General features: G+C 64.9%; 18 protein-coding genes. 14 read left to right on the top strand and 4 right to left on the bottom strand.

Going from position 1 to position 23,436, the window contains the following annotated elements:
* From dnaN to Q8N40_RS20470, 9 genes are all read left to right on the top strand, one after another.
* Positions 1–1,086 (top strand): DNA polymerase III subunit beta (gene dnaN / locus Q8N40_RS20510; RefSeq protein ID WP_305713088.1); only part of this gene is annotated, 1,086 nt, incomplete at its 5' end.
* 225 nt (positions 1,087–1,311) lie between these two features.
* Complete coding sequence (gene recF / locus Q8N40_RS20505; RefSeq protein WP_305713087.1) at positions 1,312–2,451, top strand: DNA replication/repair protein RecF; 1,140 nt, start codon at positions 1,312–1,314, stop codon at positions 2,449–2,451.
* A gap of 260 nt (positions 2,452–2,711) precedes the next feature.
* Positions 2,712–5,153, top strand: a complete 2,442-nt coding sequence (gyrB, locus tag Q8N40_RS20500; protein ID WP_305713086.1) for a DNA topoisomerase (ATP-hydrolyzing) subunit B — start codon at positions 2,712–2,714, stop codon at positions 5,151–5,153.
* 11 nt (positions 5,154–5,164) lie between these two features.
* Positions 5,165–6,466: a UDP-N-acetylglucosamine 1-carboxyvinyltransferase gene (gene murA, locus Q8N40_RS20495; protein WP_305713085.1), complete on the top strand. Its 1,302-nt coding sequence runs from the start codon at positions 5,165–5,167 to the stop codon at positions 6,464–6,466.
* A gap of 60 nt (positions 6,467–6,526) precedes the next feature.
* Positions 6,527–7,948, top strand: a complete 1,422-nt coding sequence (locus Q8N40_RS20490; protein ID WP_305319127.1) for an MATE family efflux transporter — start codon at positions 6,527–6,529, stop codon at positions 7,946–7,948.
* A gap of 9 nt (positions 7,949–7,957) precedes the next feature.
* Positions 7,958–8,434 carry a DUF2867 domain-containing protein gene (locus tag Q8N40_RS20485; RefSeq protein ID WP_305713084.1) on the top strand — a complete coding sequence of 159 codons (477 nt, stop codon included), beginning with the start codon at positions 7,958–7,960 and terminating at the stop codon, positions 8,432–8,434.
* A 91-nt stretch (positions 8,435–8,525) separates the two neighbouring features.
* Complete coding sequence (locus Q8N40_RS20480) at positions 8,526–9,179, top strand: 2-hydroxychromene-2-carboxylate isomerase (RefSeq protein ID WP_305319129.1); 654 nt, start codon at positions 8,526–8,528, stop codon at positions 9,177–9,179.
* A complete protein-coding gene (locus tag Q8N40_RS20475; RefSeq protein ID WP_305319130.1) occupies positions 9,179–9,733 on the top strand; it encodes a hypothetical protein in 555 nt (184 codons plus the stop codon). The genes Q8N40_RS20480 and Q8N40_RS20475 overlap by 1 nt, the downstream gene beginning before the upstream one ends.
* An 82-nt stretch (positions 9,734–9,815) precedes the next feature.
* Positions 9,816–11,186, top strand: a complete 1,371-nt coding sequence (locus Q8N40_RS20470; RefSeq protein WP_305713083.1) for an MmgE/PrpD family protein — start codon at positions 9,816–9,818, stop codon at positions 11,184–11,186.
* Between the two features lie 38 nt (positions 11,187–11,224).
* Here the strand turns inward: Q8N40_RS20470 and Q8N40_RS20465 are convergent, their stop codons facing one another.
* Positions 11,225–12,973: an ATP-binding protein gene (locus tag Q8N40_RS20465; RefSeq protein ID WP_305713082.1), complete on the bottom strand. Its 1,749-nt coding sequence runs from the start codon at positions 12,971–12,973 to the stop codon at positions 11,225–11,227.
* Positions 12,974–13,288: 315 nt separating this feature from the next.
* Between Q8N40_RS20465 and Q8N40_RS20460 the strand changes: the two genes are divergently transcribed.
* The 3 genes from Q8N40_RS20460 to Q8N40_RS20450 all read left to right on the top strand — a co-directional run bounded on the left by Q8N40_RS20460 (position 13,289) and on the right by Q8N40_RS20450 (position 16,124).
* Positions 13,289–14,206 carry a pirin family protein gene (locus tag Q8N40_RS20460; RefSeq protein WP_305713081.1) on the top strand — a complete coding sequence of 306 codons (918 nt, stop codon included), beginning with the start codon at positions 13,289–13,291 and terminating at the stop codon, positions 14,204–14,206.
* A 65-nt stretch (positions 14,207–14,271) separates the two neighbouring features.
* On the top strand, positions 14,272–15,186 hold the full coding sequence (locus Q8N40_RS20455) for a phosphoribosylaminoimidazolesuccinocarboxamide synthase (RefSeq protein WP_305713080.1): 915 nt from the start codon (positions 14,272–14,274) through the stop codon (positions 15,184–15,186).
* A gap of 134 nt (positions 15,187–15,320) precedes the next feature.
* Complete coding sequence (locus Q8N40_RS20450) at positions 15,321–16,124, top strand: crotonase/enoyl-CoA hydratase family protein (RefSeq protein ID WP_305713079.1); 804 nt, start codon at positions 15,321–15,323, stop codon at positions 16,122–16,124.
* 135 nt (positions 16,125–16,259) lie between these two features.
* Here Q8N40_RS20450 and Q8N40_RS20445 read toward each other — a convergent pair whose 3' ends face one another.
* Positions 16,260–17,759, bottom strand: coding sequence for an NAD-dependent succinate-semialdehyde dehydrogenase (locus Q8N40_RS20445; RefSeq protein ID WP_305713078.1), 1,500 nt, complete (start codon positions 17,757–17,759; stop codon positions 16,260–16,262).
* Between the two features lie 168 nt (positions 17,760–17,927).
* A complete protein-coding gene (locus tag Q8N40_RS20440; RefSeq protein ID WP_305319137.1) occupies positions 17,928–18,248 on the bottom strand; it encodes a hypothetical protein in 321 nt (106 codons plus the stop codon).
* Positions 18,249–18,623: 375 nt separating this feature from the next.
* Here Q8N40_RS20440 and Q8N40_RS20435 point away from each other — a divergent pair, with 375 nt between their 5' ends.
* Entirely contained in the window at positions 18,624–19,823 is a 1,200-nt protein-coding gene (locus tag Q8N40_RS20435; protein ID WP_305713090.1) for a serine hydrolase, read from the top strand.
* A 187-nt stretch (positions 19,824–20,010) separates the two neighbouring features.
* Complete coding sequence (locus tag Q8N40_RS20430) at positions 20,011–21,705, top strand: AMP-binding protein (protein WP_371135759.1); 1,695 nt, start codon at positions 20,011–20,013, stop codon at positions 21,703–21,705.
* A 378-nt stretch (positions 21,706–22,083) separates the two neighbouring features.
* Here the strand turns inward: Q8N40_RS20430 and Q8N40_RS20425 are convergent, their stop codons facing one another.
* Positions 22,084–23,085, bottom strand: a complete 1,002-nt coding sequence (locus Q8N40_RS20425) for an adenosine kinase (protein WP_305713077.1) — start codon at positions 23,083–23,085, stop codon at positions 22,084–22,086.
* Positions 23,086–23,436 lie beyond the last annotated feature (351 nt).

Here is a 23,436-nt window from a genome sequence, read left to right as displayed (position 1 = left end):
AAATCGCTGGGCCACGTGCATCGCGTGGTCGAGCGCCGCAACACGATTCCGATCCTCGGCAACGTGCTGATCCGTGCCGAAAATGCCAAACTGTCGCTGAAGGCGACCGACCTCGACCTCGAGGTCACCGAGACCCTGGCGGCGGAAACCTCGACCGCCGGTTCGACCACGGTGCCGGCGCACCTGTTCTATGACATCGTCCGCAAATTGCCCGACGGCGCGCAGATCGTGCTGGAAGGCGACGGCGACCGCTCGGTGCTGGCGATCCGTGCCGGCCGCTCCCGCTTCACGCTGCAGACCCTGCCCGAAAACGATTTTCCGGATCTCGCCGCCGGCGACATGACGCATTCGTTCACGCTGGCCGCCTCCGATTTGAAGCGGCTGATCGACCGCACCCAATTCGCGATCTCGACCGAGGAGACCCGCTACTACCTCAACGGCATCTATCTGCACGCGGCCGGCACCGCCAAGGCCGCGACCTTGCGCGCGGTCGCGACCGATGGCCATCGCCTGGCGCAGGTCGATCTGGCCTTGCCCAAGGGCGCGGACGGCATGCCCGGCGTAATCGTGCCGCGCAAGACCGTCGGCGAAGTGCTGCGGCTGATCGACGACAATGAGGGCGAAGTCGGCATCGAACTGTCGCAGGGCAAGATCCGCTTCACCATCGGCCATGTGGTGCTGACCTCGAAACTGATCGACGGCACGTTTCCGGATTACGGCCGCGTCATCCCGCAGAACAACGACAAGGAACTGATCGTCGACAAGAAGGATTTCGAGGCCGCGGTCGACCGCGTTTCGACCATTTCGAGCGAACGCGGCCGCGCGGTAAAACTGGCGCTGTCCGCGGGCAAGCTCGTGCTTTCGGTGACCAACCCGGATTCCGGCAGCGCCACCGAAGAACTCGAGGTCGAATACGCCTCCGACGCGCTCGATATCGGATTCAACTCGCGCTATCTGCTGGATATCGCCGCCCAGATCGAGGGTGAAGTCGCCGTCCTGAGATTGGCCGATCCCGGTTCGCCGACCCTGGTGCAGGACAAGGATTCCAAAGGCGCACTGTACGTGCTGATGCCGATGCGGGTGTAGGAATTTCACGCGAGCCGCACCCGAATCATCCCCCTCCCCCTGTGGGAGAGGGTGGCGCGCACAAACACTGTCGTCATACCGGCGAAGGCGGGTATCCGGTATTCGCTGGCGTTAGTGAGAGTTTCGAACTCCACGGCGTAGTGGATCATCCGCCTTCGCGGATGATGGCAGCTGAGGTTGTGGCCGCGCCTCGATCGGTCCGCGCACCCGGCAATGACGAGTAACATGACCGCCTCCCGCATCCACCGCCTGACGCTGACGCACTTCCGGAATTATCGCAGCGCGAGCCTGCAGACGCGCGGCGATGTGGTGGTGCTGGTGGGGCCGAACGGCGCCGGCAAAACCAACTGCATCGAGGCGATCTCGTTGCTGTCGCCCGGACGGGGCCTGCGCCGCGCCACGCTTGACGACGTCGCCGATATCCAGGGCGACGGCTCCTGGGCGGTGTCCGCCGAGGTCGAGGGCGCGCTCGGCCTCGCCACGCTAGGCACCGGCATCGACCCGCCCGGCAGCGAGGGTGCCGCCAGCAGCCGGCGCTGCCGGATCGACCGTGAGCCGGTCGGTTCCGCTACCGCCTTCGGCGATCATTTGCGCATGGTGTGGCTGACGCCGTCGATGGACGGGCTGTTTCTCGGCGCCGCGTCCGAGCGGCGGCGGTTCTTCGACCGGCTGGTGCTGGCGATCGACTCCGAGCATTCCAGCCGGGTATCGGCGCTCGACCGCTCCTTGCGCTCGCGCAACCGGCTCCTGGAAGTGCGCAATTACGACGACCATTGGTGCGACGCGATCGAGCGCGAAACCGCGGAACTCGCCGTCGCGGTCGCGGCGATGCGCGGACAGACCGTGACGCGGCTGGCCGCGATGCTGCGCGCGCGCGGCGACGCCTCGGCGTTTCCATCGGCCCGGATCATGCTCGACGGCTGGATGGAAAACGCGCTGGTCAACGAACCCGCCACGGCGGTGGAGGATCGCTACCGCGAGATCCTGCGCGCCGGCCGCGCCCGCGACGCCGCCGCCGGCCGCACCCTCGACGGTCCGCACCTCACCGACCTGCAGGTGATCTATGCGCCGAAGAACATGCCGGCGCGCGACGCCTCCACCGGCGAGCAGAAGGCGCTGCTGATTGGCCTGGTGCTGGCGCATGCCAGCCTGGTCGCTGACATGACCGGCATCACGCCACTCTTGTTGCTCGACGAAGTCGTCGCGCATCTCGATCCCGGCCGGCGCAGGTCGCTGTTCGACGAACTTGCCGGGCTTGGTTCGCAGGTCTGGATGACCGGCGCCGATCCCGCGGCGTTCGCCGACATCGGCGCATCGGGCGAAGTTTTCGAGGTCGATTCCGGTCAGATCGCCCGCCGCGCCTGACGTCACCCGCGTTGATCGCGTCGGGCCGGATGGCGAGGAAAATCGGGACTTGCAGGACCGGAAATCGGCTGCCGAATCGCGCTTTTGCAACGCCTCCGAATCGGCTTCCCGGCGCCTTGAAAAACCTTCAAAAACTCCTATTTATTCAATAACTTGTTGATAGCGACTTTGCGCTAGGCGCAATGCCCCTTTCATGGCACAAATAAACCGATCAGCGCCCCTTTTGCGCCGCTGATTCGGGACATCCTCGAAGGCCTCACATGACAGAACCTGCCCGGCAAACCATCGCCGACACTGAGCATTCCATTCCTATCGAATACGGTGCGGAATCGATCCGGGTACTGAAAGGCCTCGACGCCGTGCGCAAGCGGCCGGGCATGTATATCGGCGACACCGATGACGGCTCCGGCCTGCATCACATGGTCTACGAAGTCGTCGACAACGCCATCGACGAAGCGCTCGCCGGTCACGCCAGCGCGGTGGAAGTGCTGCTCAACGCCGACGGCTCGGTCACCGTGCGCGACGACGGCCGCGGCATTCCCGTCGACATCCACAAGGGCGAAGGCATTTCCGCCGCCGAGGTCATCATGACCCAGCTGCATGCCGGCGGAAAATTCGACCAGAATTCCTACAAGGTTTCCGGCGGCCTGCACGGCGTCGGCGTCTCCGTCGTCAACGCGTTGTCGGAGAAGCTGCAACTGCGGGTCTGGCGTGACGGCAAGGAGCACTTCGTCGAATTCGCCCATGGCGACGTGGTGGCGCCGCTGGTGGTGGTCGGCGACGCCAATGGCAAGCGCGGCACCGAGGTGACCTTCCTCGCTTCCAAGGAGACTTTTACAAATGTCGAATACGACTTCGCGACGCTGGAACACCGCCTGCGCGAACTCGCCTTCCTGAATTCCGGCGTCAATATCGTGCTGTCCGACATGCGCCACGCGGTCGAGAAGCGTGAAGAGATGATGTACAAGGGCGGCGTCACCGAGTTCGTGAAATATCTCGACCGCAACAAGAAGCCGATGGTGCCCTTGCCGATCATGATCAATGCCGAGCTCAACGGCATCGGCGTCGAGGCGGCGCTGTGGTGGAACGACAGCTATCATGAGAACGTGCTGTGCTTCACCAACAACATTCCGCAGCGTGACGGCGGCACCCATCTGGCGGGTTTTCGCGGCGCGCTGACGCGCCAGGTCAACGGCTATGCCGACGCTATTGCCAAGCGCGAAAAGATCGCGCTGACCGGTGACGACTGCCGCGAGGGCCTGACCGCGGTGCTCTCGGTCAAGGTGCCGGATCCGAAATTCTCCTCGCAGACCAAGGACAAGCTGGTGTCCTCGGAAGTGCGGCCCGTGGTCGAAAACGTGCTGAACGAGGCGCTGGCCGCCTGGTTCGAGGAACATCCCGCGGAAGCCAAGGTAATCGTCGGCAAGGTGGTGGAAGCCGCCGCTGCCCGCGAAGCCGCGCGCAAGGCGCGCGAGTTGACGCGGCGCAAGGGCGCGCTCGATATCGCCTCATTGCCCGGCAAGCTTGCGGATTGCCAGGAAAAGGACCCGGCGAAGTCCGAACTGTTCATCGTCGAGGGCGATTCCGCCGGCGGCTCCGCCAAGCAGGGCCGCAACCGCGAATTCCAGGCGGTGCTGCCGTTGCGTGGAAAAATCCTCAACGTCGAGCGCGCGCGCTTCGACAAGATGCTGGGCTCCGAGCAGATCGGCACCCTGATCACGGCCCTCGGCACCGGCATCGGCCGCGACGACTTCGATCTATCGAAGCTGCGCTATCACAAGATCATCCTGATGACCGACGCCGACGTCGACGGCGCGCATATCCGCACCTTGTTGCTGACCTTCTTCTTCCGCCAGATGCCGTCGCTGATCGAGGGCGGTTTCCTCTATATCGCGCAGCCGCCGCTCTACAAGGTGACGCGCGGCAAGTCCGAGCAGTACCTGAAGGACGAACGCGCGCTGGAAGACTATCTGATCGCCACCGGCCTCGACGACTGCGTGTTCAAGCTGGCGTCGGGCGAGAGCCGCGCCGGCCGCGACCTGCTGGCGCTGGTGGAGGATGCCCGCGCCATCCGCGGCACGCTGCACAATCTGCACAGCCGCTATAACCGCAAGGTGATCGAGCAGGCGGCGATCGCCGGCGTGATGAGCCCGAAGATCACCGGCGACCTCGCCACCGCGAACGCCGCCGCGGATTACATCGCGCGCCGGCTCGACGCGCTGGCCGATGAAGTCGAACGCGGCTGGACCGGGCGCTTCACCGAGGGCGAGGGCTTCCTGTTCGAGCGCACCGTGCGCGGCGTCAAGGACGTCGCCATCATCGACGACGCGCTGCTCGGCTCGGCCGATGCGCGCAAGCTCGACGATTACGCGGCCAGGCTGCAGGAAGCCTATCCGAAGCCGGGCCTGCTGCGCCGCAAGGACACCGAGACCGCGATCCACGGGCCGGTCAGCCTGTTCGAGGCGGTGACCGATGCCGGCCGCAAGGGCGTGTTGCTGCAGCGCTACAAAGGCCTCGGCGAAATGAACCCGGGCCAGCTCTGGGAAACCACGCTCGACACCAACGAACGCTCGCTGCTGCAGGTGAAGATCAAGGAAGTCGACGAGGCCGACGACATCTTCACCAAGCTGATGGGCGACGTGGTCGAGCCGCGCCGCGAATTCATCCAGGACAATTCCCTCAGCGCCAATGTCGACGTGTGAGCAACGATCCGGTGTCAGCCCTTCAATACATCGTTGAGGGCGGTCGTCGGCTTTCCGGCACCATCGAGCCGTCCGGCAACAAGAACGCCGCGCTGCCGATCATCGCGGCGGCGTTGCTCACCGAACATCCGGTTACCCTCGAAAACGTGCCGCGAATTCGCGACACCGAAACGCTGGTCGAGCTGATCCGCTCGGTTGGCGCCTCGGCCGAATGGCGGGCGCGCAACACGCTGGCCATCCACGCCAAAAACATTCGCGCCGCCGATCTCGATCCCGAACTGTGCGCGCGGATCCGCGCCTCGATCCTGCTGGCGGGACCGCTGCTGGCCCGCTGCGGCGAGGTGATGCTGCCGCCGCCCGGCGGCGACGTCATCGGCCGGCGCCGTCTCGACACGCATTTTCTGGCCTTCGAACAGCTCGGCGCCACCGTCACCGCCACCGACCGGCTCGAATTTCGCGCCGGCAAGCTCAGGGGCGCCGACGTATTCCTCGACGAACCCAGCGTGACCGCCACGGAAAACGCGCTGACGGCCGCGGTGGCGGCGCATGGCACCACCTATCTGCGCAACGCCGCCTCCGAGCCGCATGTGCAGGATCTCGCGCATTTCCTGGTCGCGCTCGGCGCCCGCATCGAGGGCATCGGCACCAACACCATCATCGTGCATGGACCGGCGACGCTCGGCTCCGCCAGCTATACGATTCAGCCCGACCATATCGAAGTCGGCTCGCTGATCGGCCTTGCCGCGGTGACGCGCTCGCCGCTGCGGATCACGCGGGCCGGCGTCGAACATCTGCGCTCGATCCGGATGGGGTTCGAGCGGCTCGGCATCGTCTGCGAGGTCGAGGGCGACGACCTCATCGTGCCGGCGAACCAGACCCTCAAGATCCATGACGATTTCGGCGGTCATGTGCCGAAACTTGAGGATCAGCCGTGGCCGGCGTTCCCGGCCGACCTGATGTCGATCGCCATCGTTACCGCGACCCAGTGCGACGGCGTCATCCTGATGTTCGAGAAGATGTTCGAGTCGCGGATGTTCTTCGTCGACAAGCTGATTGCGATGGGCGGACGCATCGTGCTGTGCGATCCGCACCGCGCCATCGTGGCGGGGCCGAGCCGGTTGCGCGGCGCGCTGATGACCTCGCCCGACATCCGTGCCGGCATGGCGATGCTGCTGGCTGCCGTCTGCGCCAAGGGCGTCAGCACCATTAACAACGCCGACCAGATCGAACGCGGCTATGAACGCATCGACGAACGCCTCAACGCACTGGGCGCGAAAATCACCCGCGTGCCGGAGCGCTCGCGGGACATGTAAGCAAGGGACTGCGACCCTGTCGCCACCATTTCGTCCCGGCGGCCATGTTAGGCAATCCCCATGACTTCCCTCGATAAGACATCCCTTGATCAAATCGGGGAGGCGACGGCCGGCGCGACCACGCGCGGCAGCCGCCTCACGCTCGAACTGACCGAGACGCTGAAGCTCGCGGTGCCGATTGCGCTGACGCAGCTCGGGCAGATCGCGATGATGACCACCGATCTGGCGCTGGTCGGACGGCTCGGCGACGGGGCCGTGGCCGCCGCGGCGCTGGCGAGTTCGGTGTTCTTCATGTCCTTCACCTTCGGCATGGGACTGGTGTCCGCGGTGGCGCCGCTGGCGGCGCAGGCGTTCGGCGCGCGCAACCCGCGGATGGTGCGGCGTTCGCTGCGCGTCGGGCTGTTGGCCGCGCTGATGATTTCGCTGCCGATGATCCTGCCACCGCTATACGGCGAACAGATCCTGTTGGCGCTGGGTCAGGCGCCGGCCACCGCGCGGCTGGCGCAGGAATATCTGCTGGGCCTGGCATGGGGCATTGCGCCGGCGCTGTGGTTTCTCGCCATCCGCGGCTTCATGGGCGCGGTCAACCGGCCGGAGCCGGGATTGTGGATCACGCTGGTGGCGATCCCGGCCAATGCCGTGCTGGTCTATCTCCTGATCCACGGCGAATGGGGATTGCCGCGGCTGGAGCTGTTCGGCGCCGGCCTCGCCACCACCATCATCAATTTCGGCATGTTTCTGGCGGCGCTGTGGTTCGCGCACAGCCGCCGGCCGTTCCGGAAATATCATGTGCTCGGCCGGATCTGGCGCATCGACTGGATGCTGATGCGGCAGCTGATCGTGATCGGCGCGCCGATCTCGATCTCGTTCCTGCTGGAATACGGCCTGTTTTCCGCGGCGGCCCTGCTGATGGGCATGATCAGCACCACCGCGCTGGCGGCGCATCAGATCGCGCTGCAGGTCACCGCCATCCTGTTCATGGTGCCGTTTGGCATCGGCATCGCGGCCACCGTGCGGGTCGGCCATGCCGTCGGCCGCAACGATGCGGCGGCGGTCAGGCGGGCGGGCTTCGTCGCCACGCTGCTCGGCATGGCGCTGGTTTCCGCGCTGACGCTGGCCGTGATCCTCGCCCGGTTCGAGATCGCGCGGTTCTTCTTCGGCGAGGCGGTGGAGAGCGGCGGTCTCGTCATCGAACTCACCGCCACGCTGCTGATGGTCGGCGCCACGTTCTTTGTCGCCGACGGCATCCAGACCGTCGCCGCCGGCGCGCTGCGCGGCATGAACGACACGCGGATACCGCTGTTGTTCGCCGCGATCAGCTACTGGCTGATCGGATTTACCGCCGCCTACGGGCTCGCCTTCTGGGCCGGATGGGGCGCGATCGGGGTCTGGATCGGGCTGTCCTGCGGCACCGCCGTTTATGCCATATTGCTGGTGTTGCGCTTCCGGCTGCTGGCGAACCGGCTGGCATCGGTGCGATAGGAGATGATGATGAAAATCCGCGAGATCGAACCCGCCGTCGATGCCGATGCCCTGCTGGCCGGCGCGCAATTTGCGGACGCTTTCGGCCTCGAGGTCGACGGCCATGCGCTCGATGCGCGGCAGGCCACGGAGCGGATGGTCGGCCGCGCGCCGCGATGGATCGACGCCCTGGTGACGCTGCGCAACATCCTGGTCGGGCCGTTCGGCCTGAAGACATCAGGCGCCGGCGCCGCCACGCCGCCGCGGGACATGATCGGGATGTTTCCGGTGATCAGCCAGACGCCGGACCGCCTCGTCGCCGGCTTCAACGACAGCCATCTGGATTTCCGTGTCGTGGTCGATGTCGCAACCCATGGCGCCGGCCAGCAAGTCACCGCGACCACGCTGGTCAAGACGCACAATCGGCTCGGGCGGACTTACCTTGCGATCATCCTGCCGTTTCACCGGCTCGTGGTCCGCAGCATGCTGGCGCAGGTTGCGGCTTGACCGCGGTGCATCGCCTGTATTGCTTTGGACGCATGGACGCCTGGCCGCGCCCGTGCTTTGTTCCCGTCCATCACTGGCGTAACGAGGCTCCATGACATTATCCGTCGATTTGTTCTTTTCGTTCCGCAGTCCCTACAGCTATCTCGCACTGCCCAGGACGCGGAAGATGATCGACGATTACGACGTGACGCTGAACCTGCGCCCGGTCTATCCGCTGGCGGTGCGGGTGCCCGGATTCTTCAAGCGCGCCAATCCGCAATTCGCGCGCTATGTGGTGCTCGACTCCAGCCGCGTCGCCAAGCACGAAAACATCCCGTTCCGGTTTCCCCGTCCCGACCCGATCGTGCAGGACATGACGACGCTGGATGTCGCCGAAAACCAGCCCTACATCCACCGCCTGACGCGGCTCGGCGCCGCAGCCCAGCTGGAAGGCCGCTCGCTGGAATTTACCGAAGCGATCAGCCGGGTGCTGTGGGACGGTACGGTCAAAGGCTGGAACGAGGGCGATCACCTCGCCCGCGCCGCAAGCGTCGCCGGCTTCGATCTGGCTGCCATGGACGCGGCAATTACCGCCGACCCTGACCGCTACGAACGGATAATTTCGGGCAACGAAGCGGCCCACGCGGCTTCCGGCCACTGGGGCGTGCCGACCTTCGTGTTCGAGAACGAGCCGTTCTTCGGCCAGGACCGCATCGACATGCTGATCTGGCGGATGGAAAGCAAGGGCCTGACCCGCCGCGGCTGATGTCGTGGTTGATCGCAACGGCAGGAACCAAGGGTCTCCCCGACGGTTATCGAAGGGTGACATCCACCGACATCCCCATCGACAGTGACGACACCAAAGCGGCTTTGGCGCGCGCCTTCGACGTGGTCTGGGAGCGATTTCTTGCGATCGAGGGAGATGAAGCCGATACCGCTGAAAATCGCCGGCGGCTCGCCGCGCGGATTGTCGCGTTGGCGCGGTCCGGCGAGATCGAAGAGCAAGAACTTCTCGAGGCCGCATTGATCCACCTGCGCGTGCTCGCGGCAGCCGCCCGCCTCGGTGGTGGCAACAACCCAGAAGCGGCGTTCGCGGCAGAAGTCCACCCGGAGGCGCAGGGCGGCCATGCGTTTACGCCTGAAACCATCGCGGCGATGTCGACGGCGCTCCATCTCTGCCTCGATGAATTGCCGTTCCGGATCCCCACGGATGCCCTGAAACTGCTGTCGAGCAGCATTCTCGAAGCGGCTTCGCGAGGCGAACGCGATGCCGGGCGCCTGCGCCTTCACGCGCTCGAGGCGCTGAAGTCCCGACAATAACGGCGGCCTTGGGATCATCCCGGCTTGAACAGTCGGCATCATGCGAATAGTTTGCCGGTCCGGGTCCAAGGAACAAAATAGCATGGCCAATGAAACCGCAACCCTCGCCGCCTACGTCGCCAATCTGAAATTCGACGATATTCCGCAGGAGGTGCTGGCGCGCGCCAAGGTGCTGACGCTGGATTTTCTCGGCAGCGCGATCCGGGCGCGGCGCGACGCCGAATCCACGGAGTCGCTGCTTGGGATGCTGGAGGCGCTGGCGCTCGACGGCAAGGGCGAAACCACCGTATTCGGCGACAGCAAGACCTGGACGCCGGCGGTGGCGGCGCTGCTCAACGGGGCGCTCGGCCATTCCCTCGATTTCGACGACACCCATGCGGATTCCTCGCTGCATCCGAGCGCGCCGGTGGTGCCGGCCGCGTTCGCGATCGGCGAGATGGTCGGCGCGTCGGGCCGCGACGTGCTCACCGCCATCGTCGCCGGTTATGAGGTGTGCTGCCGGCTCGGCAACGCGCTCGATCCGACCTCGCATTACGCGCGCGGCTTTCACCCCACCGCCACCGCCGGCACCTATGGCGCGGCGGCGGCCGCCGCAAAACTGTTCGGACTGTCGCAAGCGCAGATCATCGCCGCCTTCGGCGTCTCCGGCAGCCAGGCCGCAGGCTCGCTGCAGTTTCTCGTCAACGGCGCCTGGAACAAGCGCTACCAGGTCGGCGCCGCCGCGATGAACGGCGTGATCGCGGCCACGCTGGCGCGCAACGATTTCATCGGCTCGTCCGAATCGGTCGAGGGCAAGCACGGCCTGTTGGTCGGCTACAGCGACAACGCCCATCCCGCCAAGGCGGTCGCCGGCCTCGGCGAGATCTACGAGACCATGAAGATCGGCGTCAAACCCTATCCGAGCTGCCGCTACACCCACGCCGCGCTCGATGCACTGATCGCGATGCGCCGCGAGCACAATCTGACGCCGGACCAGATCAAGCGGGTCGAGATCGGGCTGCATCGCAACGGCATCACGCTGACCGGCGACGCCGCCACCAAGCGGCATCCGACCTCGATCGTCGGCGGCCAGTTCTCGATGTTTTTTACCGGCGCCGTCGCACTCGACCAGGGCCGGTTCGGCTGGGACGATTACGACAAGCTCGGCAATGCCGCGGTCGATGCGCTGGCGGACAAGTTCGACGTGATTCAGGACGACCGCCTGGAAATCGGACGCACCCACCCGTTCGGCGCCCGGGTCTCGATCACCACCGAGGACGGCGTGCATGAGCGTCTCTATGCCGACCCCTCCGGCGAGCCGAATTCGTTTCCGGATGCGCAGGCGATGCAGCAGAAGTTTCTGACGCTCGCCCGCCCGGTGCTGAACAGCCGCGCCGACCAGTTCGCCGACGCCATCCTGTCGCTGGAAACATTCGATAGGGTCGCGAAGGCGACGCAGCTCGGCCGGCAATAGGCCGGGCCGATGCGGCGCGCCGTATCCGTTACCCGACCTCAGGCAGCAAGTGCGGCGCGGATCATCTGGGCAAGGTCCGACTTGCGATAGGGTTTGGCGAGCAGCAGCACACCGGCGTCGAGATGGCCGTGGTGAATGATGGCCTCGTTCGAGTAGCCCGACGTGAACAACACCTTCAGCGAGCCCCTTCGCTGCAGCGCTGCGTCCGCCAGTTGCCGGCCGTTCATCAAACCCGGCATGATCATGTCGGTGAACAGCAGATCGATTTTCCCGGGGCCGTCGATAACGGCCATCGCCTCCTTCGCATTGACCGCCGCCAGGGTGGCATAGCCCAGGCTTTGAATTTGGCCGATCACGAAGTTTCGCACCAGATGGTCGTCCTCAACCACAAGGATGGTCTCGTCGCCGCCTATCATGCCCGGCGCGACAGCCTGCTCGTCAGGCAGCGCGACGCCGCTCGCTTGAGGCAGATAGATTCGCACCGTCGTGCCGTGACCTTCCTCGCTGTAGATCTTGATGTGCCCACTCGACTGTTTGACAAATCCGTAGACCATGCTGAGGCCGAGGCCCGACCCCTTGTCGACCTCCTTGGTGGTGAAGAAGGGTTCGAACACATTGTTCAGGATCGCGGCGGGTATGCCGTGCCCGGAATCGGTCACCGCGACCAGCACGTAATTCCCGGCGCTGACATCGCCATTCGTCCTGGCGTACTCCTCGTCGAGGACGACGTTGCAGGTCTCGATGGTGAGCTTGCCGCCGTCCGGCATCGCGTCGCGGGCGTTGAGCGCGAGATTGAGAACCGCATTGCTGAGCTGGCTGGGGTCGATCAGCGCGAGCGCCACGTCGCCGGCGAGCATCATGTGGACCTCGATCTGCTCGCCGAGCGTCGGCCGCAACAAATTGGCGGTCTGGATTACCAGCGCATTGACGTCGACCTCGCGCGGCTGCAGCGGCTGCTTGCGGGCGAATGCCAGCAGGCGCTGGGTCAAATCGGCGCCGCGCGCCGCGGCGTCGTCGATCATCCTGGTGATCGCCAGAAGCTCGGGGCGATCCGCAAAGGCTTCGGAGAGGATTTCGATGGTGCCGGTGATGACCGTGAGGATATTGTTGAGATCGTGCGCGACGCCGCCGGTCAGTTGACCGACCGCTTCCATCTTCTGGGCCTGGTGAAGCTGCAGGTCCGCGACGCTTTTCTCGTGGAGCAGCCGGTCCTTTTCCTCGACGAGAGCCTTCATCTGGTCGACGGTCACCTGCAGGGCGATGCCCCGGGCGGCGGTCGAAACCGCCTCGGCCAGTACGTTGGCGAACCCCGTCAGAAAATTGATGTCATACTGGTCGTAGCCGTGCGGCTTGTCGTTGTCGATCTCGAGGATCCCGTACGGCTGATCGTCGATGCCCTTGATGATGACGTCGATGATCGAGACAATGCCGTGCGCGGCGTAAAATGACGGCAGGTTGAAGCCGGCGACCTCCTCCACGTCGTCGATGATCGACGGCAGGCCGGTGCTGAAGGCGCGTCCCTGCGGCGAGCTCATGTCAGCGCGCGACACCACGTTGCCCACCACGCCATCCTGCCAGCCATGGCCGGCGACGACGAGCAGATCGTTTTCTTCGGCACGGTAGCGGCAGATCTTGCAGAAGGGCGCGCCGAGGCCGTCGGCGCAGACCCGGACCGCTTCGGCGAGGATCTTGTCCAGATCCCGCTCGCGAAGCGCAAAGCTGCCAAACCTGGCGATCGACGCCTGCTGGCGCAGCAGCTTCTGGACTTGTGCGGCCTCGTCGGTCATGGGGACAATTCGACTGTGTTGTCGCGGATGGCCAGAATCAGCATGGTCCGGCCGGAAATCGACTTATATCCGTACATTCACGGGATTCGATCTGTCACGGCGTCGCTGGCACGCTTGTCTGCCATGCAACCTGTAAATGTGAGCAAATTTGACCATAAACGACCCGCGATCGGCTGGGCAGTGCCGTGCAGTTTTTTTTGGGCGGCTCGACGACGCCCGAATCTGCCTTGATCCTGGGCAAGCTGCCCGCAGGGATGGCGGCTTGTCTCCGCGGCATTGGCGCAAGATAATGCTCCAAACCTTCGTGGAGACTTCATGAGCTGGCATCCCTCCGACGATCCCGTTCTCGGCGATCCCCTCTCCTGCGACGCGCTTGAGCTCGTCATTGTGCCGCGCACGCGGGACCTCGGCGATGGATTCGAGGTGCGCCGCGCACTGCCGCATGGCAAGCGGCAGATGGTCGGCCCTTTCATCTTCTTCGACCATTTCGGGCCGGTGCAGTTCATGTCCGGAAAGGGCATGGACGTTCGCCCGCATCCGCACATCGGGCTCGCTACCGTCACCTATCTGTTCGACGGCAGCATCATGCACCGCGACAGCGAGGGCAACATACGGGAAATCCAGCCCGGTGCCATGAACCTGATGACGGCCGGACGCGGCATCGCGCATTCCGAGCGCACGCCGGACGTGCAGCGGGCGAGCGGCCAGAAGATGCTCGGCCTGCAGAGCTGGATCGCCTTGCCGGCCGCCTCGGAAGAAATCGCGCCGTCGTTTCAGCATTATGCCGCCGCCGACCTGCCGACAGTTCAGGATAACGGCTTCACCGCGCGTGTGATTGCGGGCAGCGCGTTCGGCGAGACGTCGCCGGTGGCGATGGTGTCGCCGTGGTTCTACACCGAGGTGACGGCGCAGGCCGGCATCCGCGTGCCGCTCGATCCCGATCATGAGGAACGCGCGATCTATGTGGTCGACGGTGAAATCGAAATCGCGGGCGACCGCTACGAGGGACCGCGGCTCTTGATCTTCCGTCCGGGCGACCGCATCACGGTCAACACGACAAGGCCGACACGGATGATGTTTCTCGGCGGCGACGCGCTGGAAGGACCACGCCATCTCTGGTGGAATTTCGTCTCTTCCAGCAAGGAGCGGATCGAGCAGGCCAAGCAGGACTGGAAAACCGGCCGTTTTTCCCATGTTCCCGACGAGCATGAGTTCATTCCGCTGCCGGAGTGAGCTATCCGTATCCCTCATGATGCCCGTGTCTCGCGCGGCATGACACCGTTTTGAAAGCCAGACCAATGACCGCCATGCTCGCCAGCGCCCTGCCCCTGCCCCGGATCGGGCGCGGCAAGGTTCGCGATATCTACGCCGTCGGCGACGACCGCGTGCTGCTGCTGACCACCGACCGCATCAGCGCGTTCGACGTCGTGATGGCCGAAACCATCCCGATGAAGGGCGCAGTGCTGACCCAGATCAGCGCCTGGTGGTTCGGGCTGCTCGAAGGCGTGGTGCATCACCACATGATCAGCGCCGACGCCGATGAAATCATCCAGCAGGTGCCGGCACTGCAGGGCCAGCGCGCCTCGCTTACCGGACGCGCGATGCTGTGCAAACGCACCACGGTATTTCCGATCGAATGCGTGGTCCGCGGCTACCTCTCCGGTTCGGCCTGGAAGGAATATGCGGCGCAGGGCACGCTGGCCGGCGAGAAGCTGCCAGCCGGCCTGCTGGAGAGCGCCAAGCTGGAGCCCGCGATCTTCAGCCCGGCCACCAAGGCCGAAACCGGCCACGACGAGAACATCACGATCGCGAGCATGCGCGAGGTCCTCGGCGACGAAGTGGCGTACGAGCTGGAGAGCAAGAGCCGCGCGGTCTACTCGCTCGGCGAAAAAGTCGCCCGGGAGCAGGGCATTATCATTGCCGACACCAAGTTCGAATTCGGCCGCGACAGAGACGGCCGCATCATCCTGATCGACGAGGTGATGACCCCCGACAGTTCGCGGTTCTGGGCGGCAGATGCCTATCACCCCGGCCAGCCGCAGCCGAGCTTCGACAAGCAGCCGCTGCGCGATTATCTCGATGTCGAGCGCCGCGCCGGCCGTTGGAACGGTGACGCCCCCCCGCCGCCGCTGCCGGCAAGCGTGGTGGACGCCACCAGCAAGCGCTATCTCGAAGCCTACCGCCGGGTGACGGGAAGCGAACTCGAGATCTGACCTCGCCATTCCGGGATGGTGCGCCCGCACCAGACCTCAGGTGCGCAATTGCGCACCGGGGAATATCGAGATTCCGGGTTCGATGCTTCGAATCGCCCCGGAATGACGAACAGAAAAACGAACAGGGAGGTCGCATGACCGATGCCGACACAGTGCTGGTCGAACGCGATGGACCGGTGACCATCGTTTCGATCAATCGTCCACATTGCCGCAACGCCGTCGATGGAGCTACCGCGCGAAAACTGTTCGATGCCTTCCTGGCTTTCGATGCGGACGCCGAAGCGGCGGTCGCGGTGTTCACCGGCACCGGCGGTCATTTCTGCGCCGGCGCCGACCTCAAGGCGGTGGCATCGGGCGATCCCAACAAGAAACGCAAGATCGGCGGCCACGATTCGATCGCCCCGATGGGGCCGAGCCGGCTGCGGCTGACCAAGCCCGTGATCGCGGCCGTAGAGGGCTTTGCGGTGGCCGGCGGCATGGAACTGGCGCTGTGGGCCGACATGCGCGTGGTCGCCGAGAACGCCACCTTCGGCATCTTCTGCCGCCGCTTCGGCGTGCCGCTGATCGATCTCGGCACCATCCGGCTGCCGCGGCTGATCGGCCATTCGCAGGCGATCGACCTGATCCTGACCGGACGCCCGGTCGGCGGACCCGAGGCGCTGCGCATGGGCCTTGCCAATCGCCTGGTGCCGAAAGGCGAAACGCGCGCGCAGGCGATCGCGCTGGCCCGGGATATCGCGGCCTTCCCGCAAACCTGCCTGCGCGCCGACCGGTTGTCGGCGCTGCGGCAATGGGACCTCGAGGAGGAAGCCGCCATCGCCAATGAAATGCGCGGCGGGCTCGAAGTCATCGCCTCGGGCGAAACGCTGTCCGGCGCGACGCGCTTTGCCTCCGGCGTCGGACGGCATGGCGCGTTCGGCTCGGGCAAGGCGGATTGATCAATTCTCGTCGTCCCGGCCTGGGCGCCGGGACCCGGCCACCAATGTTCGTGTGAAGCGAAGGTCTCAACCTAACCGCACCGCCGCGGCGTATGGGCCCCGGTGTTCGCGGGGCGACGCTGGCGTGGTGTCTACCTATATCCCCGCCATCATCACGTATTTGATCTCGACATATTCTTCCATGCCGTGATGCGAGCCTTCGCGGCCGAGGCCGGATTCCTTGACGCCGCCGAACGGTGCGACCTCGGTCGTGATCAGGCCGGTATTGACGCCGACCATGCCGGACTCCAGCGCTTCGGCGACCCGCCAGACCCGGCCGAGATCGCGCGAATAGAAATAAGAGGCCAGACCGAACGGCGAATTGTTGCACATCGCGATTACGTCGGCCTCGTCCTTGAAGCGGAACACCGGCGCCAGCGGCCCGAACGTCTCTTCATGCGCGACCAGCGCATCGGGCGCGACATTGGACAGCACCGTCGGTTCGAAGAAGGTGCCGCCGAGCGCGTGGCGCTTACCGCCGGTGACGATCTTCGCGCCACCCTTGACCGCGTCGGCAATGTGCTTCTCGACCTTGTCGATCGCATCCATGTTGATCAGCGGCCCCTGGGTCACGCCGGCCTCGGTGCCGTCGCCGATCTTCATGGCAGCTACTTTCTTCGACAGCTTTTCGACGAACTGGTCGTAGATTCCTTCCTGGGCATAGAGGCGATTGGCGCAGACGCAGGTCTGGCCCATGTTGCGGTATTTCGAGACCATGGCGCCGTCCACCGCGGCGTCGATATCGGCGTCGTCGAACACCACGAACGGTGCGTTGCCGCCGAGTTCGAGCCCGAGCTTCTTCACGCCGACCGCGGCCTGCTGGTACAGGATCTTGCCGACCTCGGTCGATCCCGTAAACCCGACGAAGCGCACGGCGGGATGTTCGCACAGCACCTTGCCGATCGCGGAGGAATTGCCGGTGAGAATGTTGAACACGCCCTTGGGCACGCCGGCCTTTTCCGCCAGCGCCACCAGCGCCAGCGCGGTGAGCGGCGTCTCATTGGCGGGTTTCAGCACCACGGTGCAGCCGGCGGCCAGCGCCGGCGACACTTTTCGGGTGATCATTGAGCACGGAAAATTCCACGGCGTGATCGCGCCGCAGACTCCGATCGGCTGCTTGATCGCGAGCAGCCGCGCATCCGGCCGCTGCGTCGGAATGGTTTCGCCGTAGACGCGCCGCGCCTCCTCCGCAAAGAATTCGACATAGGCGCCGCCGATATCGACTTCACCCAGCGCTTCCGCCAACGGTTTGCCCTGCTCGGAAGTGAGGATCAGCGCGAGGTCTTCGCGGTTGGCGATGATGAGGTCGAACCATTTGCGCAGGATGTTGGAGCGCTGCTTGGCGGTGAATTTGGCCCAGGCCGGAAACGCGCGCTCGGCGGCTTCGACGGCGAGCGTGGCTTCCGCGGTGCTCAGTTTCGGCACCTTGGCCAGCTCGATGCCGTTGACCGGATTGGTCACGGGATTGGCCGGGGTGCCGGTCCAGGCGCCATCGATGTAGCATTGCTCGCGCAGCAGCGACGGATCCTTCAGGCGGTCGCGCAACGACGGCGTGGAGGACGAGGTGGCGCGGGCAGCGGCGGCGGTCGGGGTCATGGCGTTACTCCTCGGATCTTCTTGGGTGTTGGTCCGAGTATAGGCGCAAACGGGCCGCGATACATCGGCTGACAGGCCACAGCTGTCATTCCGGGATGGTGCGCCAGCGCCAGACCCGGAATCCTGGGATTCCGGGTTCGATGCTTCGCATCGCCTCGGAACGACGGCTCAGGCTGCGCCGCTCATATAGGTTTCACGGCGGCCGATCATGCGCTCGGCGGCGGCCTTGGCGGCGGCCCTGGAGGACGTCGCGCAGGTGCGGTATTCGAGATCGGGCGTGATTTCGGGGTCGCGGCGCCCGAACCAGGATTTTGAACCGATGGTCAGCAGCGCCAGCGCCTGTGCGACATTATCGACCGCGCCGAACGAGTGCAGCGCACCGGTACCGGCAACCCGGACTTCATAGATGCCCGGGGTGATCGGAGCTTCGAGATTCTCGCCGCGTCCGGCCCGGGGATACCGCTTCCATTCGCTCCAGGTCGAGATCATCTTGGTCCCCTCGTGATCCAGAAGTCGCTACCAATTGCATCAACATAAGCGGCAGGCAGCATCGAATTCCGCTGCGTTTCAAACACTTTATCGCCGAAAAGTTCCGTGGCGCCGCCGTTATTTCAAGTTATCGCGCATATCACGGGTTGATTGTGGCAATTGCAACCCGTCCACCGCAAAATCTGAAGGGTGTGGCCGATCGGCCGCCCTCCAAGCTTATGGGCCAACGCCCGTTCCTTGTCATCGCGGCTGTCATCACGAGCCCGCGATCCCCGCCTTGGCCCAACGGGCGTGCTTGCAGGAAACCGGCGACGGGGGGAAGATCGGGCGCTTCAATCAACAATAATCGGGAGGTGAGCCATGCAAAGCCAATCTCTGCAAAGCCAAGCTCAGATCGATCAGCTGTTGCGCCAGAAATGCGATGCCGGGGAGATTCCCGGCGTGGTCGCGATGGCGGCCAATGGCAATGAGGTGATCTACCAGGGCGCGTTCGGCAAACGCGACCTGTCCAAGGACGACGCCAGGGATAATGCCATGACTACCGACAGCGTGTTCTGGATCGCGTCGATGACCAAGGCCATCACGACGGCGGCCGGCATGCAGCTGGTCGAGCAGGGCAAGCTCTCGCTCGATGAACCCATCGGCAGGATCCTGCCCGATCTCGCATCGCCGCAGGTGCTGGAAGGCTTTGACGCCAGCGGCGAGCCGAAGCTGCGTCCGGCAACGCGGCCGATCACGCTGCGCCAGCTCATGACCCACACCGCCGGCTTCGCCTACAATATGTGGAACGGCGAGATCGCGACCTATCTCGAGAAGGCCGGGATTCCCGCCATCACCACCTGCCAGAACGCGGCGCTGAAGACGCCGATCGCGACCGACCCCGGCACGCGCTGGGAATACGGCACCAACATCGATTTCGTCGGCAAGGCGGTCGAGGCTGTCAGCGGCAAGAAGCTCGACGCCTATCTGCGCGACCACATGCTGGCGCCGCTCGGCATGAGCGATACCGCCTTCAAGATCGGCGACGCGCAGCGCAAGCGCCTGGTCGGCATGCACGCCCGCGGCGAGGACGGCGCGCTGGCGGCAATCCCGTTCGAACTGGAGCAGAATCCGGAATTCCACATGGGCGGCGGCGGCCTGTACGGCACCGCCGGCGACTACATCAAGTTCACCCAGATGATCCTCAACAAGGGCAAGGGCAACGGCAACCAGGTGCTGAAGCCCGAGACCGTCGCGCTGATGAGCCAGAACCACATCGGCGACCTCAACGTCGGCAAGATGATTTCGGTGGCGCCCGCCTACACCAACGATGTCGATCTCTATCCCGGGATGGACAAGAAATGGGGGCTCAGCTTCCTGATCAACACCGGCAAGACGCCGGAAGGCCGCAGCCCCGGCAGCCTGGCCTGGGCGGGCCTCGCCAACACCTATTTCTGGATCGACCCGGCGCGCAACGTCGCCGGCGTGATCCTGATGCAGGTGCTGCCGTTCGCAGATGCAAGGTGCCTGGAAGCGTTCGCGGGCCTCGAGCGCGGCGTCTATGCCGGGCTGGATGCGGCGCAGCGGGCGGCGTAATTTATCACTCCCTCTCCCCGCTCTTAGCGGGGAGAGGGTCGGGGTGAGGGGCTGCCTCCGCAAATTCTGAAGATAAGGTTCGCGGAGACTCCCCCTCACCCGAAATTCCCGCTGCGCGCGAATTTCGACCTCTCCCCGCAAGCGGGGCGAGGTAAGATATGATCGCGCCACGCATGGAGAAACCGACTTGACCCAAATGGCCGATAGCTACGTCTGCGGCATTGCCGATGCGCCGTTGCTGGGCGACACCATCGGACGCACCCTCGATCAGGCGGCGCGGCGCTGGGGGGATCGCGAGGCGCTGGTGTCGCCGAGCCATGATGTCAGGTGGACATGGAAGGGACTGGCGGAGCGGGTCGATGCGCTGGCGGCGGGGTTTCTCGCGCTCGGGCTGGAGCGCGGCGCCCGCATCGGGGTGTGGTCGCTGAACCGGCCGGAATGGGCGCTGACCCAGTTCGCCGCCGCCAAGGCCGGCCTCGTGCTCGTCACCATCAATCCGGCCTATCGCCTCAGCGAACTCGAATTCGCATTGGCCAAGGTGGGCTGCGCCGCGCTGGTGACGGCGACCGCGTTCAAGACCAGCCAGTACATGGAGATGCTGAACACGCTGCTGCCGGAACTGGCGACGGCAACGCCAGGCCAATTGCAGGCGGTGCGGCTGCCGCAACTGCGCGCGGTGATCCAGATCGGCGGGCCAGCCGCTCCCGGCACCCTGCCATTCGAACAGGTCGCCGGCATGGGCGGCGCGCGCCACCGCGACGAACTCGCCGTGCTCTGCAAGACGCTGCAGTTCGACGATGCCGTCAACATCCAGTTCACCAGCGGCACCACGGGATCGCCCAAGGGCGTGACGCTGACGCATCACAATATCCTCAACAACGGCTATTTCGTCGGCCGCGCCATGCGCCTTACTGAGAACGACCGCATCTGCATTCCGGTGCCGCTCTATCATTGCTTCGGCATGGTGATGGGCAATCTGGCCTCGGTCACCTCGGGCGCCACAATGGTTTATCCCGGCGAAGGCTTCGATCCCCTGGCGACGCTGCAGACCGTGGAACGGGAGAAATGCACCGCGCTGTACGGCGTGCCCACCATGTTCATCGCCGAGCTCGACCATCCCGACTTCGCAAAGTTCGATCTCACATCGCTGCGCACCGGCATCATGGCCGGCGCGCCCTGCCCGATCGAGGTGATGCGGCGCGTCAACGAGGCGATGAACATGCGCGACGTCACCATCGCCTATGGCATGACCGAGACCAGCCCGGTCAGCTTCCAGAGCGCCACCGACGATCCGCTGGAACGGCGGGTCTCCACCGTCGGGCGCATCCATCCGCATGTCGAGGTCAAGGTGGTTGATCTCGACGGCCGCATCGTGCCGCGCGGCCAGCGTGGCGAACTGTGCACCCGCGGCTACAGCGTGATGCTGGGCTATTGGGGCGAGCCCGAGAAGACCGCCGAGGTGCTGGACGCTAGCGGCTGGATGCATACCGGCGACATCGCCATCATCGACGCCGAGGGCTATTGCAACATCGTCGGCCGCATCAAGGACATGGTGATCCGCGGCGGCGACAACCTCTATCCGCGCGAGATCGAGGAATTTCTCTACCGCCATCCCAAGATCCAGGACGTCCAGATATTCGGCGTCGCCGACGCCCGCTACGGCGAGGAACTGTGCGCCTGGATCCGGGTGCGCCCAGGCGAGACCCTCACCGCCGATGAAGTCCGCGCCTTCTGCCAGGGCCAGATCGCCCACAACAAGATCCCGCGCTACGTCGAATTCGTCGAGGAGTTTCCGATGACGGTGACCGGCAAGGTGCAGAAGTTTTTGATGCGCGACGCGGTCGAGGCCAAGCTGGGGCTGAAGGCGGCGAAGACGGCGTAGTCCGTCATTGCCTGCGACAAACGCGAAGCGTTTGCGCAAGGGAGCACTTTTCTGCCGAAGCCCGCCTTCGGGCGAAGGCGGATGTGACGAAGCAATCCATCTCGCCACGAAAGGAAGGAATGGATTGCTTCGTCGCAAGCGCTCCTCGCAATGACGCCGATGAACAGGCGCCGCGTTCTCGCGGCGCGATGCGCCGTGCCCGGGGGCTCTACCAAAAAAGCGAAAACAACCCCATGCAATGATATTTCAACCTTATCTTGATACCGATTCTTCCGACCACGGCCGGACTTGATGCTCGAGTCACCTCGCTCTCAGCTTCCTCAATTTGTCGTTGATCCGCATCTACCAGCCGATCCCCGGATGGCCCTGCGACTTTTGCTACACCGGCAGCCCGTTCTGCTGCGCCAATTCCTTCAGCGAAACCTGCGGCCTTGCCCCGATGTGCTGGATCACTTCCGCGGCGGCCAGCGCCCCTAACCGGCCGGCGGCCTCAAAGCCCGCGTTGCGCACCAGGCCGAACAGGAAGCCGGCGGCGAACAGGTCGCCGGCGCCTGTGGTGTCGACCATCTTCTCGATCGGGAAGGCCGGCACCGCGACGACGCCCTCCTTCGAGGCGACCACGCAGCCCTTCTCGCTGCGGGTGACGATTCCGAGTTTTGTATCCTCACGCAACTGTTTCAACGCGGTGTCGAAGTCGGACGTCTGGTACAACGAATGCAGTTCGGCTTCGTTGGCGAAAATGAGATCGACGGTGCCCTTGCGCATCAGATCGAGAAATTCGTCGCGGTAGCGATCGACGCAGAATGAATCCGACAGCGTCAGCGCCACCCGGCGGCCGGCGCCGTGGGCGATGGTGGCGGCCTTGACGAAGGCTTCCTTGGCGCTTTTGGGATCCCAGAGATAGCCTTCGAGATAGATGATGCCGGAGGCCGCGACCTGGGCGTCATCGATATCGGCAGGCGTCAGGTCCTGGGCGGCGCCGAGATAGGTGTTCATGGTGCGCTCGCCGTCCGGCGTCACCAGGATGTAGGAGCAGCCGGTGGCGGGGCCGTCGGCGGCGGCTTTGGTTTCGAAGGTGACGCCGGCGGCGCGGATGTCGTGGGTATAGAGACGGCCGATCTGGTCGTCGCGGACCTTGCCGACATAGGCGGCGCGGGCGCCGAGATTGGCGACGCCGACAATGGTGTTGGCGGCCGAGCCGCCGGACATTTCGGTGGCCGGGCCCATGTCATTGTAGATCGCCAGCGCGCGGGCCTCGTCGATCAGCGCCATGCCGCCCCTGGTCATGCCGTGACGGGCGAGGAAGGCCTCGTCGGTCTGCACCAGCACGTCGAAAATCGCATTGCCGATCCCGAGCACGTCGTATTTTGCAGTAGTCATCGATTCGTCCTGTTGCGGCCGTTGCGATTACTGGCGGAAACCCCGTGCAAATCGGCGTGAAAAGGTGCTGCGGCCTATCACGTTAGCCCCTGCGCCAGCAAGCTTGCAGCCGGCCTCATGGTGAGGAGCGCGTCCGGCAGCGCGCTCGCACTGTCGGGCGCGCGTCTCGAACCATCTGGCACATGGCCTGCTGCCATCCTTCGAGACGCCGCGCGAAGCGCGCGCGGCTCCTCAGACCGTATGTCCCTTTGCGGAACGGAGGCGACTCACCCTCGATGCGAGTGCGAGGGTTACCCGGATAGGCCGGGCAGAGCCTCACGCAAGGAGGGCGAGTCATGGGTGATTATAGCG

This window comes from Bradyrhizobium sp. (assembly GCF_030693485.1).
Taxonomy (GTDB): Bacteria; Pseudomonadota; Alphaproteobacteria; order Rhizobiales; family Xanthobacteraceae; genus Bradyrhizobium.
This window is presented reverse-complemented; position numbering and strand designations above follow the sequence as displayed.

What these genes read in the sequence shown, in the direction of transcription:
- gyrB (WP_305713086.1), top strand. Translation starts at nt 2,712, where the DNA reads ATGACAGAACCTGCCCGGCAAACCATCGCCGACACTGAGCATTCCATT.
- Q8N40_RS20485 (WP_305713084.1), top strand. Translation starts at nt 7,958, where the DNA reads ATGAAAATCCGCGAGATCGAACCCGCCGTCGATGCCGATGCCCTGCTG.
- Q8N40_RS20490 (WP_305319127.1), top strand. Translation starts at nt 6,527, where the DNA reads ATGACTTCCCTCGATAAGACATCCCTTGATCAAATCGGGGAGGCGACG.
- Q8N40_RS20460 (WP_305713081.1), top strand. Translation starts at nt 13,289, where the DNA reads ATGAGCTGGCATCCCTCCGACGATCCCGTTCTCGGCGATCCCCTCTCC.
- Q8N40_RS20440 (WP_305319137.1), bottom strand. Translation starts at nt 18,248, where the DNA reads ATGATCTCGACCTGGAGCGAATGGAAGCGGTATCCCCGGGCCGGACGC.
- Q8N40_RS20445 (WP_305713078.1), bottom strand. Translation starts at nt 17,759, where the DNA reads ATGACCCCGACCGCCGCCGCTGCCCGCGCCACCTCGTCCTCCACGCCG.
- Q8N40_RS20455 (WP_305713080.1), top strand. Translation starts at nt 14,272, where the DNA reads ATGACCGCCATGCTCGCCAGCGCCCTGCCCCTGCCCCGGATCGGGCGC.
- Q8N40_RS20425 (WP_305713077.1), bottom strand. Translation starts at nt 23,085, where the DNA reads ATGACTACTGCAAAATACGACGTGCTCGGGATCGGCAATGCGATTTTC.
- Q8N40_RS20480 (WP_305319129.1), top strand. Translation starts at nt 8,526, where the DNA reads ATGACATTATCCGTCGATTTGTTCTTTTCGTTCCGCAGTCCCTACAGC.
- Q8N40_RS20465 (WP_305713082.1), bottom strand. Translation starts at nt 12,973, where the DNA reads ATGACCGACGAGGCCGCACAAGTCCAGAAGCTGCTGCGCCAGCAGGCG.
- recF (WP_305713087.1), top strand. Translation starts at nt 1,312, where the DNA reads ATGACCGCCTCCCGCATCCACCGCCTGACGCTGACGCACTTCCGGAAT.
- Q8N40_RS20470 (WP_305713083.1), top strand. Translation starts at nt 9,816, where the DNA reads ATGGCCAATGAAACCGCAACCCTCGCCGCCTACGTCGCCAATCTGAAA.
- Q8N40_RS20450 (WP_305713079.1), top strand. Translation starts at nt 15,321, where the DNA reads ATGACCGATGCCGACACAGTGCTGGTCGAACGCGATGGACCGGTGACC.
- Q8N40_RS20475 (WP_305319130.1), top strand. Translation starts at nt 9,179, where the DNA reads ATGTCGTGGTTGATCGCAACGGCAGGAACCAAGGGTCTCCCCGACGGT.